We start from the raw sequence: 15,717 nt of genomic DNA, 5'->3' as shown, positions 1-15,717 counted from the left end.
ACCTAATCATCACCGTTAGAACTGCAATATGGCTTCAACTTAATGAGGTAGATCTTTTCGGCATTCTCTTTAAACGGAGTAATTTTATTCCACACGTTTTGGGAGGGATCCATCATGGCAACGAAAGGTCACAATGAGGTTAAGGAAAGTCTGCGGGAAATGACACGAATTTTCCGGCCTAAAGATCCGAAAAAATTTGTAAAGGAGTATGTCCGGAAGTACCATATTATGGGGGGCTATGAAGAAGAGCTTACACTTGTTGTTGAGCATGAACTTGGCAAGCTGAATTCCTCCGTTTCGTAACCTGTAATAAGCACCTGATATCTATAGAAATATCACAAGCATGTTCATCTTGTTATCAACTAATAATATGAACCATTTAGAGAATATGGTTAAACCGTTTTTGGGACAAATGTCCCGAAGGCGGTTTTTTTGCGTTTGCGGTCGATGATAGACATCGGGCTCGAACTTCCGTGCAAAGTCCACTATTTTGAGGGTATTTTGCATCTGTCCCTTCATATATTGTTAGCAGTCGATCCGATAAGGATATAAGGGAGTGGCAGATGTGAGGATACAGCTGAGACGAAAGGAAGAAATCGGATATATCCGCGAGGCGGGACGCATCTTGGCTGCGTGCCACCGTGAAATAGCTAAGATCATACAACCAGGGATTACGACAAGCGAGATTGATGCCAGGGTGGAGAAGTTTCTGGAGAAGAACGGAGCTGTCCCTGAGCAAAAGGGGTATAAAGGATTTCCCTACGCAACCTGTGCATCGGTTAATGATGTAGTCTGTCATGGATTTCCCGACCAGCGGCCGCTGGAGGCGGGTGATGTGGTGACCATCGACATGGTGGTGAATAAGAACGGATGGCTGGCGGATTCAGGATGGACCTATGCGGTAGCCGAGGTTTCTCCCAAGGTAAGAAAACTGATGGAGCATACGCACGAAGCGCTGTTTAGAGGGATCGAGGCGGCGCGTCACGGCGCTGCGTTGGGTGATGTGGGTCATGCCATCGAGCAGGTTGCCGAAAGGGAAGGGTACGGGATCGTAAAATCGCTGGTTGGCCATGGAATCGGCCGTGCCATACACGAGCCGCCTGATGTGCTGAACTATGGAGTTCCTGGAAGGGGATTGAAGCTTAAAGAAGGTATGGTCATTACCATCGAACCGGTATTCACTCTGGGGAGCACAGGTGCAGTGTTCTGGGGAGATGATGGCTGGACCATATCCAGCGCGGACGGATCAATAGGTGTTCAATATGAGCATACGATTGCTATCACACGTGAAGGGCCTGTCATTCTGACGGATTAAAGTGCAGAGAAATATAGCATAATAATAGGAGGTATTCCTGGCGGGGATGATGCAGCTTGCCTGGAACACCTCCTTTAGCATGGAGATTCAGGGGTGAATGTAGCTCCTGCACAGCCGCTGCATACAGATTCAAAAAGACGGAAATGACTGTATATATAGCTATAAAGACTGTCGCTGAGGCATTGTGCAGAATGTCGAATCATGGGTCACGGGAGTGTGAAACGAGTTTGAAAGCGATTGCAAAATCAGTAACGGCGCGACTTTGACGACTTTTCGAACAATTTGTGAACTCCCTGTGAATGATTGACAAAAGCAACCCATGAACTTATATTTAATAAGTGATTGCTTTAATTGACAGGATTACTTCATCCGTGATTGTGCAGGTAGATTACCGCTGTTTGCGCCGGATGGTAGTCTACGAAAATCGGAAAAGTGGGGTAGATCAATGATGAAACGGTGGCAGGCTGTAAAGCGTCTTCTTCCTTTGATGGCCATGTTTGCTTTGGTGTTATCCGGCTGCGGCCGAGAGGATTTGTCGGTCTTAAGACCACAAGGTCCGGTAGCACAAGGTCAACTGGATTTAATTAAGCTCTCCATTTCGATTATGATCGTCGTAATGGTTGTGGTATTTGGAATTGCCGCATACGTGCTTGTTAAGTTCCGTAGAAAAAAAGGACAAGATGAAATTCCTGAACAAGTGGAAGGGAACCATAAGCTGGAGATTATCTGGACGGCGATTCCGCTGCTCTTGGTGCTCGTGCTTGCAGTTCCTACTATTCAAAAGGTGTTTGCGTACGGAGCGAACGATTGGAACGATCCGGAAGCAGTTAAGGTGGAAGTTACTTCTCACCAGTTCTGGTGGGAGTTTACTTATCCGGACCACGGTGTGAAAACCGCTCAAGAGCTGGTTGTTCCTGTAGGCAAGAAAATTGCCTTCCAATTAAAAACGAATGATGTGCTTCACTCCTTCTGGGTACCATCGCTCGGCGGCAAGATGGATACGAACACAGAAGGCAGCGTTAACTACATGACTCTGGTTGCTGACAAAGCGGATACATACATTGGTAAATGCGCAGAGTTGTGCGGCCCTTCCCATGGCTTCATGGAATTCCGTGTGAAAGCGGTTGATGATGCAACGTTTGAGCAATGGGTCACTGCAATGAAAGCACCTGCCGTGCTTCCTGCAGACGCTGCGCTTGCTGAGAAATTTAAGACCAACTGTCTCTCCTGCCACGCTGTTGGCGATCAAGGCGGAGCCATGGGTCCTAACTTGACTGGCATTGGATCACGTGAGACGGTAGCGAGTATCTTGCTGAACGACATAAGCGGCAATCCAGGGACAAAGCCGACAAAAGACAACATGGTGGAATGGCTGATGGAGCCACAGGCTGTAAAACCTGGTAACACGATGCCTAATCCGAAGGATCTCGGCTTCAGTGATGAAGAAATCGAGCAAATTGCCGATTACTTAGCCAATTATAAGTTGGATTATTAATACAGCAGGAACTTTAAAAGGGGGTACAAACCTTGGCTCACGCTCATGCTCATAGCCATAGCGTCAAACGCTACACGGGGATAATGGATTGGCTAACAACCGTTGACCACAAGAAAATCGGTATATTATACCTGATAGCGGGCGGCTTTTTCTTCGGGATTGGCGGTATTGAAGCGATTCTCATTCGCTTGCAGCTGATCAAGCCGATGAACGATTTGGTATCGGCTCAAGTATTTAATGAATTAATTACGATGCACGGAACAACGATGATCTTCCTGGGTGTTATGCCAGTTATCTTCGCCTTGATGAATGCGGTCATTCCGCTTCAGATCGGTGCGCGGGACGTTGCGTTTCCATTTTTGAACTCACTCGGGTTTTGGACGTTTTTGTTCGGTGGACTGTTGCTTAACCTTAGCTGGATTATGGGCGGTGCGCCTGATGCGGGATGGACATCTTATCCACCGCTATCCTCAACGGACTACTCGCCTACACACGGTGTGGATTTCTATACCATCGGGCTGCAGATAGCAGGTTTGGGTACGTTGATCGGCGGTATCAACTTCCTGGCAACCATTATTACAATGCGTGCACCTGGAATGTCCTTCATGAGAATGCCAATGTTTACATGGACGGCGTTCATTACATCGGCTATGATCCTGTTCGCATTCCCTGCAATTACAGTAGGCCTTGTATTGCTCAGCTTTGACCGTTTGCTAGGTGCCAATTTCTTTGATGTTGCGGGCGGCGGTAACCCCGTATTGTGGCAGCATATTTTCTGGATTTTTGGTCACCCTGAAGTATACATTCTGATTTTGCCGGCATTCGGTATTATCTCAGAGGTTATCCCGACATTCTCTCGTAAACGTTTGTTCGGATACAGCTCGATGGTATTTGCAACCATCCTGATTGCCTTCTTGGGCTTCATGGTTTGGGCTCACCATATGTTTACGACAGGTCTTGGACCTGTAGCAAATGCACTTTTCTCCATCGCTACGATGTTGATTGCGGTTCCTACGGGTATCAAAATCTTTAACTGGCTCTTTACGATGTGGGGCGGTCAAATCCGTTTCACCAGTGCCAATCTGTTCGCGATCGGTTTCGTACCAACCTTCGTTATGGGTGGCGTTACCGGTGTCATGCTGGCATCTGCTCCTGCAGATTTCCAGTTCCATGATACGTACTTCGTTGTAGCTCACTTTCACTACGTAATCGTCGGTGGTCTGGTATTCGGACTGTTCTCCGGATTGCACTACTGGTGGCCGAAAATGTTCGGTCGCGTACTGAACGAAACGCTGGGCAAATGGACGTTCTGGCTGTTCGCTATCGGCTTCCATATGACATTCTTTGTACAGCATTTCCTTGGTTTGCTCGGTATGCAGCGGCGGATTGTATCGTACTTGCCGAATCAGAATTTCGATGAACTCAACTTCATCAGTACCATCGGTGCAATCTTGATGGGTATCGGTGTGTTGGCCTTCTTGGCCAACGTTGTTGCAACTTCAAGAAAACCGGTGGGTGCAGCAGCGGATCCATGGGAAGATGGCCGTACGCTCGAGTGGAGCATTCCTTCTCCACCACCAGAGTACAACTTTAAGCAAATTCCGCTCGTTCGCGGTATCGATGCTTACTGGAAAGAGAAGATGGCAGGCAATAAAGAGATGACACCATCCGAGCCGGTTGGTCCGATCCATATGCCTTCGCCAAGCATCCTTCCGTTTGTGATGTCACTGGGTCTGTTTATCGCGGGTCTTGGTTTCATGTTTAGCACGGAGGACTTCTCGAATTCGTTCATGAGCTTAATCTTCAATAAATACATTGTTCTGATTGTTGGTCTTCTGATTACGTTCGCTGCAATGATCGCTCGTTCCCTGTACGATGATCATGGATATCACATCGAAGTTGAAGAACTGGAAGGGGAGGGGAAAGCATGAGTCACGCTGAACATGTAAACGGCGAACTTCCTCACGAGCCGGAGAAGGCAACACTCGAAGGCCGTAATAAGGTTCTTGGTTTCTGGCTCTTCCTTGGTGGAGAGGCTGTACTCTTCGGTACGTTGTTTGCAACATTCCTGGCACTTCGCGGCCAGAACAATGAAGGTCCAACGGCTTCTGAGCTGTTCTCGCTGCCGATTACGGCAGCAGCAACACTGATATTGCTTGTCAGTTCCTTGACCAGTGTGTTCGCCATTCAGGCGCTCCACCGTCACAATATCGAGAAGCTGAAGTTGTGGCTCATCGTAACCGTAGCACTGGGTCTTGGATTCCTTGGCCTTGAGATTTATGAGTTCTACGAGTATATTGTACATGAATCATTTAATATGAAGACGAGTGCATTCTCGTCTGCATTCTATACGCTGGTTGGCTTCCACGGTGCTCACGTTGCTTTTGGGGTCGTGTGGATCAGCCTGTTGATTGCTCAGCTGTACAGAAAAGGGTTAACCGTTGTTACAGCACCCAAGGTATATGTTTCTGCCATGTACTGGCACTTTATCGACGTTGTATGGGTGTTCATCTTCTCGGTCGTATACCTTCTTGGAAAGGTGGGCTAAGGAATGACTGCGAACCAATCATCTAATGCTAATGAGGGGCCGACAGTTAAACACCGCCATCGCGTGGAGGGCCCTGAGAAACACATTGTAGTATTTATCTTCTCCATCGTGCTGACGGCAATTGCCTTCGCAGCCGTCGCAGCCGGTGGCATCAACACAGCATTTACGATCATCATCTTGCTGGTTATGGCTGTGCTGCAGGTGTTCGTACAAATGGGTTACTGGATGCACTTAAAGGACAAAGGGCATCTGATGCCAATCCTGTTCATGATTGGCGGCTTCTTCGTAGCAAGTACCTGTATTGTCATGGCACTGTTCTGGGTTTGGTGGTAAAATGAAAAAGAGGTGGGCTACTTCAGCCCCCTCTTTTTTTAAGTCGTAGGAAGGTGTCACAATTTCGACAGAATTTAACCCGTTTAGGGGAGGTTTTTGCATGCTGGGCTTAGAATATTTTAGTTTTGCAGATAAATGGACCCCCATGTTCCTGGCGTTTATGCTGCTCCTGACTGCTGGCTATTTCTTGCTGACCGGTCCCTTGAGCCATCGATTCCAGGGAAGTGCTCCGGTTTCGGCTGGGCGGAAATCTTTATTTGTTGCGGGGATGATTACGTTCTATCTTGCCCAAGGTGGACCGGTTAATCTGCTTGGACATACAATGTTCTCGTTCCATATGGTGAGTATGGCGATGTCTTATCTCATGGCAACACCACTCCTGATTCTGGGCATTCCGGTTTGGCTGTGGCGTGCTTTCGACAGGATAAATCCATTTAAGAAGCTAGGCTTCCTCACGCATCCGATTGTGGCAGCAGTAGTGTTTAACGGTTTGTTTTCGTTTTATCACATTCCAGTAATCCATGACTTTGTCATGTTGAATTTCTGGGTGCATCGGTTGTACTATCTGATTCTGTTAATTGCCTCACTGCTCATGTGGTGGGCCATATTGAATCCGATTCCGGAGAAGGACAAGTCCTCGGGGCTTATGAAGATGGGGTATATCTTCCTCAATATGGTATTGCTGACACCGGCGTGTGGGCTCATTATTTTCGCAAACGAGCCGATGTACGCTACATATAGTGACCCGGTTGTATGGGCGAATGCGATGGGTTATTGTGTGTCTGGTGACACCTCAGCATTACTCAGCCAATTCGGAGGACCCGAATTTTTCGGCTACTTGGAGCCGGCCATTGACCAGCGTGTTGGCGGGATTATCATGAAATTCTTCCAGGAGATCATCTTCGCTTCGATGCTGGCCTATGTGTTCTTCCATTGGTACAAACGAGAGAATCAGGAAGACGATCCTTTGCCTGGTGAGGTGCCTTCGGGTAACCTGAATCAAGCTTAATAAGGATTAATGAAGGAGGATCCATATGGATTGGTATTTTATATTTCCCACGGTCAGCACTACGTTTATCGTGATAAGCGCCGTGCTGGTAGCTATCGGTTGGGGACTTATTATTAAAGGCAAACGCGCAGCTCACAAAAAAGTGATGATCTGGGCAGCGGTGGCAGCGGTGATCTTCTTTATCATCTATTCATCGCGCACTATATTCATTGGCAATACGTCGTGGGGCGGACCGGATGAACTGAAGCCTTATTATCAGGTATTCCTGATCTTCCATATTGTGCTGGCTACCGTCGCTGCGGTCTTTGGCATTACGACATTGACTCTTGGACTCAAGGAAAAATATTCCAAGCACCGTAAATGGGGCAGAGTTACGTCCATTATTTGGTTCTTTACAGCAATTACCGGTGTGGCCGTGTACACCTTGCTGTATCTGTTGTATCCAGGCGGTCATACTCAGCCTGTATGGAAAGTCATATTTGGAATGTAAGTGTGGGAGAACACCCGTCAGAGAGATCTGGCGGGTGTTTTTTTTATGGAGGCGGGCGGGGTGACTCATTTGCAGGATGAAGTGTGGGAGTGTATCCACTCCGGTCGCTGCCATCAACCAGGAAAATCATAAATATTTACAAATTCTATTGACACTGTTTAGATACAGACTATATACTGTATATAAAGATATACACAGTGAGCACAGTAATCACACTAAGCACAGTGGAAGTGCACAACTGCAATGATTACGAAATTGATTGTATAGAAATTGATTGTATATACGAGGGAAAGGGTGAGGCGCGTTGCAACAAGTACTCCATAATGCAATGAAGATCGTAAAGAAGGATTTTGCAAGCGACAAGCTGCAGATTTTATGGACCATTCTCTTCATGGTATACATGGGATTTGCCGCCAGCGTTATCATAGACAATCAGTTTGAACATTTGTATGAGCGCAGCAACCCGTTCATTGACTTCATATTGGTGCTTTACGCTCCGTTATTGGGATACCTCTTCAGCAGAAGATCCTTCCGTTATCTGAGCGAGGATTCGTATACGCGGATGCTGTATTTTTACCGCAGCATACCGGTGCCGGCCTCCGCGATTTTCGTAAGCCGCATTATAAACAGCCTGATAGCTTATGCCATAAACGGCATCGTGTTTTTTGGGGTCATGTATGCGATAGGTGATCATATCAGATCCGCAATGGATATCCCGAGTTATATCGCATTCATGCTGACATGGATCGGCATCGGATTTTTAATGACCGGGCCCTATATTTATTGGGAGCATATGTGCAGCGGCAAGGCGTACTTCAGAAACACCCTTGTGGTGATGGTGCTAACCACAGGATCCGTCGTTCTGTTTAACTTGCTGGGTTACAGCCTAACCGATTTCATTGCTAACGCATCCATCAGATGGAGCTTGATATCACCGGTCATGTGGGGATCACTCATCATCGGACTGGCGGCCATGCTGCTCATGAGTAAATTCACGTACACCCGGCAGCAGACAAGGGATCTCACATGATTTATATAGAACACATACACGTTGGTGTCGGAGGTTCGCCGCTTATGTACAAGGAAGAAGAGAGGTGATACAAGGTGCGAATTCCGATTCAGATTAATGAAAATAGCGCAGAGCCTTTATATCACCAGATTGAATCACAGCTGCGCTCGCTTATTATCAGCGGTCAGATCGAGGAGGGAACGCTGTTGCCGTCCATCAGGGAATTTGCCGGGAATCTGAACTGCAGCGTCATTACGGTACGCAGGGTGTATCAGGATCTAGAGAATGAAGGGCTGCTTCGAACGAGACAAGGAACGGGAACTTTTGTTGCTGGTGTCGGTGATCGGGCCCGTGAACAATATAAACGCGATTCGGTCGTTGAGGCATTAAAGATTGCGGTAGATAAGGGGCTTGCTGTTCAGTTTAATGAAGATGAATTAAAGGAACTATTCATGGAAGTTGTTCGGGATAAATACCAAGCAAGAGGAGGTCGCTAGCAATCAATGGAACCGCATATCATTGAAATTCGTAATGTCATTAAACGGCGGAAAACGAAAACCATCGGACCCATCCAAATATCGATACCTCAAGGATACATCGTTGCGCTGGTGGGACCTAATGGCTCGGGGAAAAGCACGCTGCTGAACATGATGATGCAGACCGTGTTTCCAGATGAAGGGGAGATCACCTGGTTCGGTGAATCCCATCCGAGAGAGCTCCCCGTCTCGATTCGTAAACAGATGGGGTTCGTTCCCGAACAGCTGAGCTCAGAAGAACAGCATATGACGGTGGATGAGGCGGCCAGCTTTCGAGCATCTTGGTATGACAGTTGGGATGGTTACTTTTTCGATGAGCTTCTGTCACGATTTGATGTCCCGAGGGGCGTAAAACTTCGCAAGATGTCCAAAGGGGAGCGGCGCAAATTCGAGATTGCAGCGGCTCTTGCACCGAAGCCGAAACTCCTGCTTCTGGATGAACCCTCTTCCGGTCTGGATCCCTTCGCTTGGAAGCTGATGATCGACCAGCTGCACAAGGTGATGAAATCTATGGATACCACCATCGTGCTGTCCACTCATGTGGTGGATGAAATCAGGCGGCTGGCGGATTATGTGATCCTTATCCATCATGGAAAGCTGCTGGGTATGGTGGAGAAGGATTCGCTGCTCGACAATTGGAAGGAATGTTGGATTCAAGGCGATGCTTCCATCGTAGAGGAATTGCCTGGTATTCTTAGCAGCAAACAAGAGACAGCGAATACGATTTCTTTTATAACGACGGAATGTTTGGAAGTAGAAAAGATCCTCCAGTCTGCAGGCATACCGTTTATTCGGGCCCGTTCCTTGGAGCTGGATGAAGTGCTTCGACTATGGATTGAAGGTAATATTCCTGCCAACGTGCAGAACTAGGATAGAGAGGGGTTTCACAATATGCAACGATTGCAATTAGAGGATGTAGTTAAGATTTATGCGGACAAAACAGCCGTAAACCAGATTTCGCTTCAGGTTGAGGAAGGAGAAATCTACGGCCTGCTCGGTGCGAACGGTGCCGGTAAAACAACCACCATGCGGATGGTGCTTGGCTTGATCTACCCGGATGATGGAACGATTTTGTATAACGGGAAGCCTTACAACAAGGAGCTTCGTCACATTATGGGTTATTTGCCGGAGGAGCGCGGGTTATATCCGAAAGTGAAAGTCAGCGAGCAGATTTCATACTTGGCCCAGCTTCGGGGCATGTCAGCCAAAGACGCCGATAAGAGCTTGAAGTACTGGCTGGAGCGCTTTGAAGTGCCTGACTATTACGATAAGAAGATTGAGGAACTGTCTAAAGGTAATCAACAAAAGATGGGCTTTATTGCAGCAGTGGTTCATGATCCGCAGATCCTGATTCTGGACGAAGCATTCAGCGGACTGGATCCGGTGAACGTTGAACTGTTGAAATCGACGGTTAAAGAACTTCGCGACAAAGGCACAAGCATTCTGTTCTCTACCCACCGGATGGAGCATGTTGAGGAATTATGTAGGAACATTACCATTCTTCATCGCTCCAACACCGTAGTGAAGGGGAACCTGAAGGACATTAAATCCAAGTATCCGCGAGAAGAAGTGGTGCTCGGCACCTCTGGTGAAGTTCAGGGGCTCGATTCACTGCCGGGCGTAACGGCTGTTGAGCGGACAGAGGATGGTTACTCCATCCGCATAAGCCACATCGACGCTGCCCAGAATATTTTGAATACAGCGATGTCGCAAAGCGTGATCCATCGGTTTGAAGTGAAGGAGCCGACACTCAATCAAATCTTCATAAAGGCGGTAGGTGAATCTAATGAATAATATGTGGACCGTTATCCGATTTACGTTTATGAATAAGGTAAGAACGAAGTCGTTTCTCGTATCAACCCTGATTTTTGCACTGATCATTACAATCGGGATTAATCTTCCTTTTCTGATCCAAATGTTCACGGGTGACAAGGCAGGATCTGAGGAAACCACTCGCATAGGTCTGGTGTATGGACAGGAGCAAGCGCTCGCTGAACAATTGGAGACGACTTGGAGCAGCCTGCCGTCAACTACCTATAAATTTGTGAAATATGAAACGGCAGATGAAGCTGCCTTGAATAAAGACATTGAAGATGGCACTATTGAAGGTTATTTAAAATTTGAAGCACAAGAAGGCAGCACGTTCCCGGCCGTGGTCTACAGCTCCGAAGAAGAGGGAATGAGTCCGGAGCTGCAATCGAATCTGCAAGCCGCTCTTCAAGTGGCAAAGACTCGCAGCATTGTAGATGGGCTTGATTTGTCTGATGCACAGATCAATGAGCTGAATGCGCCGGTTCAGATTGATGCTCGCAGTATTGGCACGAATCCATCAGGCAGTGCTGGAGGAGCATCCGAAGAGAAGGATGGGGCTTCCGAGGTTATTAACTACATCGTGGTGTATGCACTGATTATTCTCTTCTTCTTCACCTTGATGGGGACCGGCAACATGATTGCTTCGGAAGTGACGACAGAGAAGAGCTCCCGTATTATGGAGATCCTCATTACCAGCGTCTCTCCGCTGAGTCAAATGTTCGGTAAGGTTATCGGCATGTTCCTGCTGGGTCTGTCACAGATCCTGGCGTTCGGCATTGTTGCCGCAGCGAATTTGATGCTGCCTCACAACATGGACACATTGAAGGAAATGAATCTTGACCTTACTGCGATTGATCCGATGCTGCTGGTGTTTGGCTTAATCTTCTACATTCTCGGATATTTCTTGTACGCGATGTTATACGCGGCCATTGGTTCGATTGTCAGCCGTACAGAGGATTTGGGGCAGGCTGTCATGCCGATTACCATGCTGTCGCTGGTGGCATTTTATATCGCAATCTTTAGCCTGAGCGCTCCGAACTCGATGCTGATGAAGGTGTCCAGTTATATTCCATTCATCTCACCAACAACGATTCTGGTTCGTATCGGACTTGGCGACGTAGCGATGTGGGAGATCCTGTTATCCCTTGCTATCCTGATCGTATCCATCCTCGTGTTTGGCTGGTTGGCTGCAAAAATCTATCGCACTGGTGTCCTGATGTACGGCAAACGCCCTACATTCAAGGAGCTTAGAAAAGCGATGAAGGCTTATAAGATGTAGTCAAAGTACGAAAAAGAGGCTTTAAACCAAAATAAGAGGTACATGGATGTAAAGATAGACATGACGATGGATAAAAACCAAAGTATGATGATGGTCTTGATCTCAGCGGTCCTGCGTATTTTGCTTGGAACGACCATGGATACACTACAGGTTCTATGCTGAAAGAGGTCGTTCAGGGAGTGTTGATGGGCTTTGGGATATTATTAGCCTGCGTTGGTCTGTGGGCGTTTGGTAAACGAAAACAATAGAGTTTAAAAAGAAATGGTTTAAATGAGGCGAATGTAAAAGACTAGTGAAATCAGATTGCTGATTTTACTAGTCTTTTTCTTTGGCAGAACAAGAGACCGATTTAAACAACAACTATACTAAGTTACTAGCGGAATGAAGCAATCTATATTCTGTTCCACCAATCACATAGGTTAGATCAGGAAATTAGTCACATCATTTAAACTATAGAGTGTATTATATCAATTTGACCCTTTGCATTGTCTCTATTCCTAAGAATGTTGTATCCCAATCAGATCGATTATTATTCTTATGTACAAAGAACCGACTCCAAGAAGTCGGTTCTTCTACGCTCAGCCAGATCACGGTGCATTCCACCCTCATTTAAACTGCACCATGATTTGATTGGGTCCGGTGCGCTTCATTACACGGTATCCGCTGTCGGCATTAGTGGCAACCCCATCGTCATTGGGCATGCAATAGCCATTAACCGTGCACGTTCCATCATCACGAACGAGCAGTTTTCCAATCAAACCGACGGTTACCCATTCCTCGCGCTGGCTTCTTGGAATATAGACCATCGAAGGGTCCCACTCCGGATTCAAGATCGGCTGTTGTTCGGTGGATGCAGGTGCAATGATATTTCCTTCTTCATCCCGTTCCTCAGGAATCGTAACTTCCTGAAACCGCACGTTTCTCCACTCATCACGGAGGTAGTAATCCTTCCATCGCAGTTCTGCGGCATCTGCCACAATAGAGGGAGTGGAGGTGACAATCCCTAGCAAGTAACCATCGCTTTGCGTAGCGATCCGGACCTTATCTCCATCCAGGGTTACAAAATAGCCGGGCTCTATGCCGGTGCCATCCAGTGTTTCGTACATTTCGGCATAATCGGCTCCACCGGAAAAATAGTTGCCGTCAATATACATATTGCCGGTTGACCCTTGCAGAACAGCGGCCAGACCCTGTGCATCAGCGGAGGTCCCGTTCGCGACATGCCAGGAATAGGTATAGAGCGACGCCCCATATCTGCCCATAATATGGGCTCCGTTATGGGTGGCGGTGGTTTGGAGGCCTTCCGCATGGGAGAAATCTCCGCTTGCCGTCGTTTGGACTCCTTCGGCATGCGCTCTGCTGCCCGATGCCACGGTGTTGGACCCTTCAGAATGGGAGGCATAGCCTTCTGCCGAAGTCGTAAATCCTTCCGCGTGTGAATTATTGCCTGAGGCAGTGGAGGTATTGCCCTCCGCGTGCGAAGCATATCCGGATGCCAACGTCGTGTAGCCTTCCGCATGCGAATTAAAGGCGTTGGCCGTGGTGAGGGAGCCCTCGGCATGGGCATAGTTGTTGGTTGCCTGCGTACTTGAACCTTCCGCGTGGGAGTAATTGCCCGATGCCGTTGTGTCTGCTCCCTCGGCATGGGCATATACACCGGAAGCAACCGTATTAGCACCTTCGGCATGCGCATTATTCCCCGAAGCCAGCGTATTGGAGCCTTCGGCATGCGCATTGATCCCTAATGCCTGGCTACCGGACCCCTCGGCATGGGAATTGCTGCCCTCGGCGAGGGTGTTGACTCCTTCCGCATGGGAATTTCCGCCCGATGCGGTGGTGGTATTTCCCTCTGCATGCGAAGCATAACCACCCGCCGTCGTAGTAAAACCTTCGGCGTGCGAATTGTTTCCTGAAGCTATCGTTGTATTTCCTTCCGCGTGCGAAGCGTAACCTTCCGCTAACGTAGTGTAGCCTTCGGCATGGGAATTAAAGGCGCTTGCAGTCGTAAGCGAACCTTCGGCATGTGCATAATTGCCGGTTGCCGAATTATCGTATCCTTCTGCATGAGAGAAATTTCCCTGAGCCGTATTACTTCCGCCTTCCGCGTGGGCATAATTCCCGTCCACCGTGTTGTTTGCGCCCTCCGCATGACCGTAATTGCCGGTTACTGTGTTATATGCGCCCTCGGCATGAGAATAATTACCCTGCGCAGTAGTGTTGGTTCCTTCGGCGTGGGATACGAGGCCGCTCGCCGTTGTAGACAATCCTTCGGCATGCGATATAAACCCGCTCGCCGTTGTCGAGATGCCTTCGGCATGGGAGGCTTCTCCACTGGCCATGGTTCTGTACCCTTCCGCATGAGATGCGGTTCCGCCTGCTACGGTGTTTGAGCCTTCCGCGTGGGCGGTATCCTCTATCGCTTCCGTCAGATAGCCTTCGGTGTGAGAGGCATGGCCCAGAGCTGTCGTTGCGTTGCCTTCGGCATGGGAGGCTTCGCCGTAGGCCATCGTTGTAAAACCTTCGGCATGAGAAGCTGTTGCACTTGCCATAGTAGTCGATCCCTCGGCATGGGAACTGTCGGCCAGCGCTTCGGTATTATAGCCTTCCGTATGGGCAGCGTCCCCGGACGCTCTGGTCGTACTGCCTTCCGCATGGGAAACGGCTCCGCTAGCTGTCGTCAGAATTCCTTCCGCATGGGAGGCGAATCCACTGGCTGTCGTATTCGAACCTTCAGCCTCCGAGCATTCACCGATTGGATTTCGATTGCATTCAGCCATCGTATTCATTCCTTTATCTATAAGGTGTGGTAATGTCACTAAACTTCCCTATGATACAGGATATGTGTGTCTAAGGAGCATGAGTGGACTTATTGTACACGATATGTATTGACCTCTCGAGACTACGATAGGTAACCCATATCCTTGACGCAGCGGAATCCGACATGACTGGATGAGCTGTCCGGCGTATTTTTGTTCCTTGCGGCAACGCGATAGCGATTGCAATAGGATCGATGGCATAAATAGGAGCCGCCGCGCATGACTCGTTCTTGTCCTTGCAGTGGTCCCTTGGGATTGTCCGTGTGTCCAGTCACATCATAGCTTCGGTCATACCAATCCGAGCACCATTCCCACACATTGCCCGACATCTGATACAGACCGTACCCGTTCGGCCTATAGGCTCCAACCGGTGCCGTGCCAGGATAACCATCGCTGGCATGGTTCTTCACGGGAAACCTCCCCTGCCAGATATTGCAGCGAAACTCTCCAGCAGGCTTCAATTCATCGCCCCAAGGGTATCGTTTCTGCACGAGTCCGCCGCGTGCGGCATATTCCCATTCGGCTTCCGTGGGCAGCCTGACTCCGGCCCACTTGCAGTAGGCGTCGGCATCGTTCCAGGACACATGGACGACAGGATGGTCCATACGATGAACGAGACTTGACCCGGGGCCTTCCGGATGAGCCCAGTCCGCACCGGGTACCGCTCTCCACCATGGCGTATGGGCCGGGGCCTGTGTTGCCGCAGCAGCCTGTTCGGTCAAGAACAAGTGAAACACATACGACCAGCCAAACTGCTCAGCATCTGTCCTATATCCGGTCGCTTGTATGAAACGGACGAAATCGCTGTTGGTCACCGTATAGGGAGCAATCGCAAAAGCGTTGACATTTACTTCCCGAACGGGTCCTTCTCCATCATACGGATTGGCTTCCTGATCGGAGGTGCCCATCAGAAATAGACCGCCAGGAAGCTGAACCATACGGTCCTTCTCGGATTCGGCAATCGTAATGCCAGGTAACGCTGCCTGGCCTGCAGCAGGAGTTGGGGCCGTGACGTTCAGCCTGTTTCGTGCTGCGGTGCAGCAGGACGGTTTGGATTCCATCATGCACCTCCCAG

General features: G+C 48.7%; 15 protein-coding genes. 13 read left to right on the top strand and 2 right to left on the bottom strand.

The annotated features are described in order from the left end of the window. Positions 1-114: 114 nt before the first annotated feature. The 13 genes from B9D94_RS25100 to B9D94_RS25040 all read left to right on the top strand — a co-directional run bounded on the left by B9D94_RS25100 (position 115) and on the right by B9D94_RS25040 (position 11,826). On the top strand, positions 115-303 hold the full coding sequence (locus B9D94_RS25100) for a hypothetical protein (protein WP_006208082.1): 189 nt from the start codon (positions 115-117) through the stop codon (positions 301-303). A gap of 262 nt (positions 304-565) precedes the next feature. Beyond that, the gene (gene map / locus B9D94_RS25095; RefSeq protein WP_063479737.1) at positions 566-1,315 is read left to right on the top strand and encodes a type I methionyl aminopeptidase; all 750 of its coding nucleotides are present in this window, start codon (positions 566-568) and stop codon (positions 1,313-1,315) included. Positions 1,316-1,760: 445 nt separating this feature from the next. Beyond that, complete coding sequence (gene coxB, locus B9D94_RS25090) at positions 1,761-2,810, top strand: cytochrome c oxidase subunit II (protein WP_006208085.1); 1,050 nt, start codon at positions 1,761-1,763, stop codon at positions 2,808-2,810. Positions 2,811-2,893: 83 nt separating this feature from the next. Next, positions 2,894-4,741: a cytochrome c oxidase subunit I gene (gene ctaD / locus B9D94_RS25085; protein ID WP_051449340.1), complete on the top strand. Its 1,848-nt coding sequence runs from the start codon at positions 2,894-2,896 to the stop codon at positions 4,739-4,741. Further along, entirely contained in the window at positions 4,738-5,358 is a 621-nt protein-coding gene (locus B9D94_RS25080; protein ID WP_006208088.1) for a cytochrome (ubi)quinol oxidase subunit III, read from the top strand. The genes ctaD and B9D94_RS25080 overlap by 4 nt, the downstream gene beginning before the upstream one ends. A gap of 3 nt (positions 5,359-5,361) precedes the next feature. Further along, entirely contained in the window at positions 5,362-5,691 is a 330-nt protein-coding gene (locus B9D94_RS25075) for a cytochrome C oxidase subunit IV family protein (RefSeq protein ID WP_006208089.1), read from the top strand. Positions 5,692-5,791: 100 nt separating this feature from the next. After that, positions 5,792-6,700 (top strand): cytochrome c oxidase assembly factor CtaG, encoded by a 909-nt coding sequence (gene ctaG / locus B9D94_RS25070; protein WP_148248257.1) that lies wholly within the window; start codon positions 5,792-5,794, stop codon positions 6,698-6,700. Positions 6,701-6,725: 25 nt separating this feature from the next. Beyond that, the gene (locus B9D94_RS25065; protein ID WP_006208091.1) at positions 6,726-7,190 is read left to right on the top strand and encodes a DUF420 domain-containing protein; all 465 of its coding nucleotides are present in this window, start codon (positions 6,726-6,728) and stop codon (positions 7,188-7,190) included. A gap of 304 nt (positions 7,191-7,494) precedes the next feature. Next, entirely contained in the window at positions 7,495-8,220 is a 726-nt protein-coding gene (locus B9D94_RS25060; protein WP_006208092.1) for a hypothetical protein, read from the top strand. 74 nt (positions 8,221-8,294) lie between these two features. Beyond that, positions 8,295-8,696, top strand: coding sequence for a GntR family transcriptional regulator (locus B9D94_RS25055; RefSeq protein WP_006208093.1), 402 nt, complete (start codon positions 8,295-8,297; stop codon positions 8,694-8,696). A 6-nt stretch (positions 8,697-8,702) separates the two neighbouring features. Then, positions 8,703-9,605 (top strand): ATP-binding cassette domain-containing protein, encoded by a 903-nt coding sequence (locus B9D94_RS25050; protein WP_006208094.1) that lies wholly within the window; start codon positions 8,703-8,705, stop codon positions 9,603-9,605. A gap of 21 nt (positions 9,606-9,626) precedes the next feature. Then, positions 9,627-10,529 (top strand): ABC transporter ATP-binding protein, encoded by a 903-nt coding sequence (locus B9D94_RS25045; RefSeq protein ID WP_006208095.1) that lies wholly within the window; start codon positions 9,627-9,629, stop codon positions 10,527-10,529. Then, on the top strand, positions 10,522-11,826 hold the full coding sequence (locus B9D94_RS25040; RefSeq protein ID WP_006208096.1) for an ABC transporter permease: 1,305 nt from the start codon (positions 10,522-10,524) through the stop codon (positions 11,824-11,826). Before B9D94_RS25045 ends, B9D94_RS25040 begins: the two co-directional genes overlap by 8 nt. Positions 11,827-12,431: 605 nt before the next feature. Here B9D94_RS25040 and B9D94_RS25035 read toward each other — a convergent pair. Beyond that, the gene (locus B9D94_RS25035) at positions 12,432-14,603 is read right to left on the bottom strand and encodes a peptidase G2 autoproteolytic cleavage domain-containing protein (protein ID WP_148248255.1); all 2,172 of its coding nucleotides are present in this window, start codon (positions 14,601-14,603) and stop codon (positions 12,432-12,434) included. A gap of 122 nt (positions 14,604-14,725) precedes the next feature. Further along, positions 14,726-15,703 (bottom strand): formylglycine-generating enzyme family protein, encoded by a 978-nt coding sequence (locus B9D94_RS25030; protein WP_006208099.1) that lies wholly within the window; start codon positions 15,701-15,703, stop codon positions 14,726-14,728. Between the last annotated feature and the right edge of the window lie 14 nt (positions 15,704-15,717).

The sequence above is a fragment of the Paenibacillus sp. Cedars genome (genome assembly GCF_003184205.1).
GTDB lineage: Bacteria > Bacillota > Bacilli > Paenibacillales > Paenibacillaceae > Paenibacillus_AQ > Paenibacillus_AQ glucanolyticus.
Note: the sequence above shows the minus strand (reverse complement) of the source record. Positions and strands in the feature narration are given on the sequence as shown.

Coding starts and splice junctions, on each gene's coding strand:
- B9D94_RS25050 (WP_006208094.1), top strand. CDS start 8,703: ATGGAACCGCATATCATTGAAATTCGTAATGTCATTAAACGGCGGAAA.
- B9D94_RS25065 (WP_006208091.1), top strand. CDS start 6,726: ATGGATTGGTATTTTATATTTCCCACGGTCAGCACTACGTTTATCGTG.
- B9D94_RS25080 (WP_006208088.1), top strand. CDS start 4,738: ATGAGTCACGCTGAACATGTAAACGGCGAACTTCCTCACGAGCCGGAG.
- coxB (WP_006208085.1), top strand. CDS start 1,761: ATGATGAAACGGTGGCAGGCTGTAAAGCGTCTTCTTCCTTTGATGGCC.
- B9D94_RS25040 (WP_006208096.1), top strand. CDS start 10,522: ATGAATAATATGTGGACCGTTATCCGATTTACGTTTATGAATAAGGTA.
- B9D94_RS25100 (WP_006208082.1), top strand. CDS start 115: ATGGCAACGAAAGGTCACAATGAGGTTAAGGAAAGTCTGCGGGAAATG.
- B9D94_RS25075 (WP_006208089.1), top strand. CDS start 5,362: ATGACTGCGAACCAATCATCTAATGCTAATGAGGGGCCGACAGTTAAA.
- ctaG (WP_148248257.1), top strand. CDS start 5,792: ATGCTGGGCTTAGAATATTTTAGTTTTGCAGATAAATGGACCCCCATG.
- ctaD (WP_051449340.1), top strand. CDS start 2,894: ATGGATTGGCTAACAACCGTTGACCACAAGAAAATCGGTATATTATAC.
- B9D94_RS25045 (WP_006208095.1), top strand. CDS start 9,627: ATGCAACGATTGCAATTAGAGGATGTAGTTAAGATTTATGCGGACAAA.
- B9D94_RS25035 (WP_148248255.1), bottom strand. CDS start 14,603: ATGGCTGAATGCAATCGAAATCCAATCGGTGAATGCTCGGAGGCTGAA.
- B9D94_RS25030 (WP_006208099.1), bottom strand. CDS start 15,703: ATGGAATCCAAACCGTCCTGCTGCACCGCAGCACGAAACAGGCTGAAC.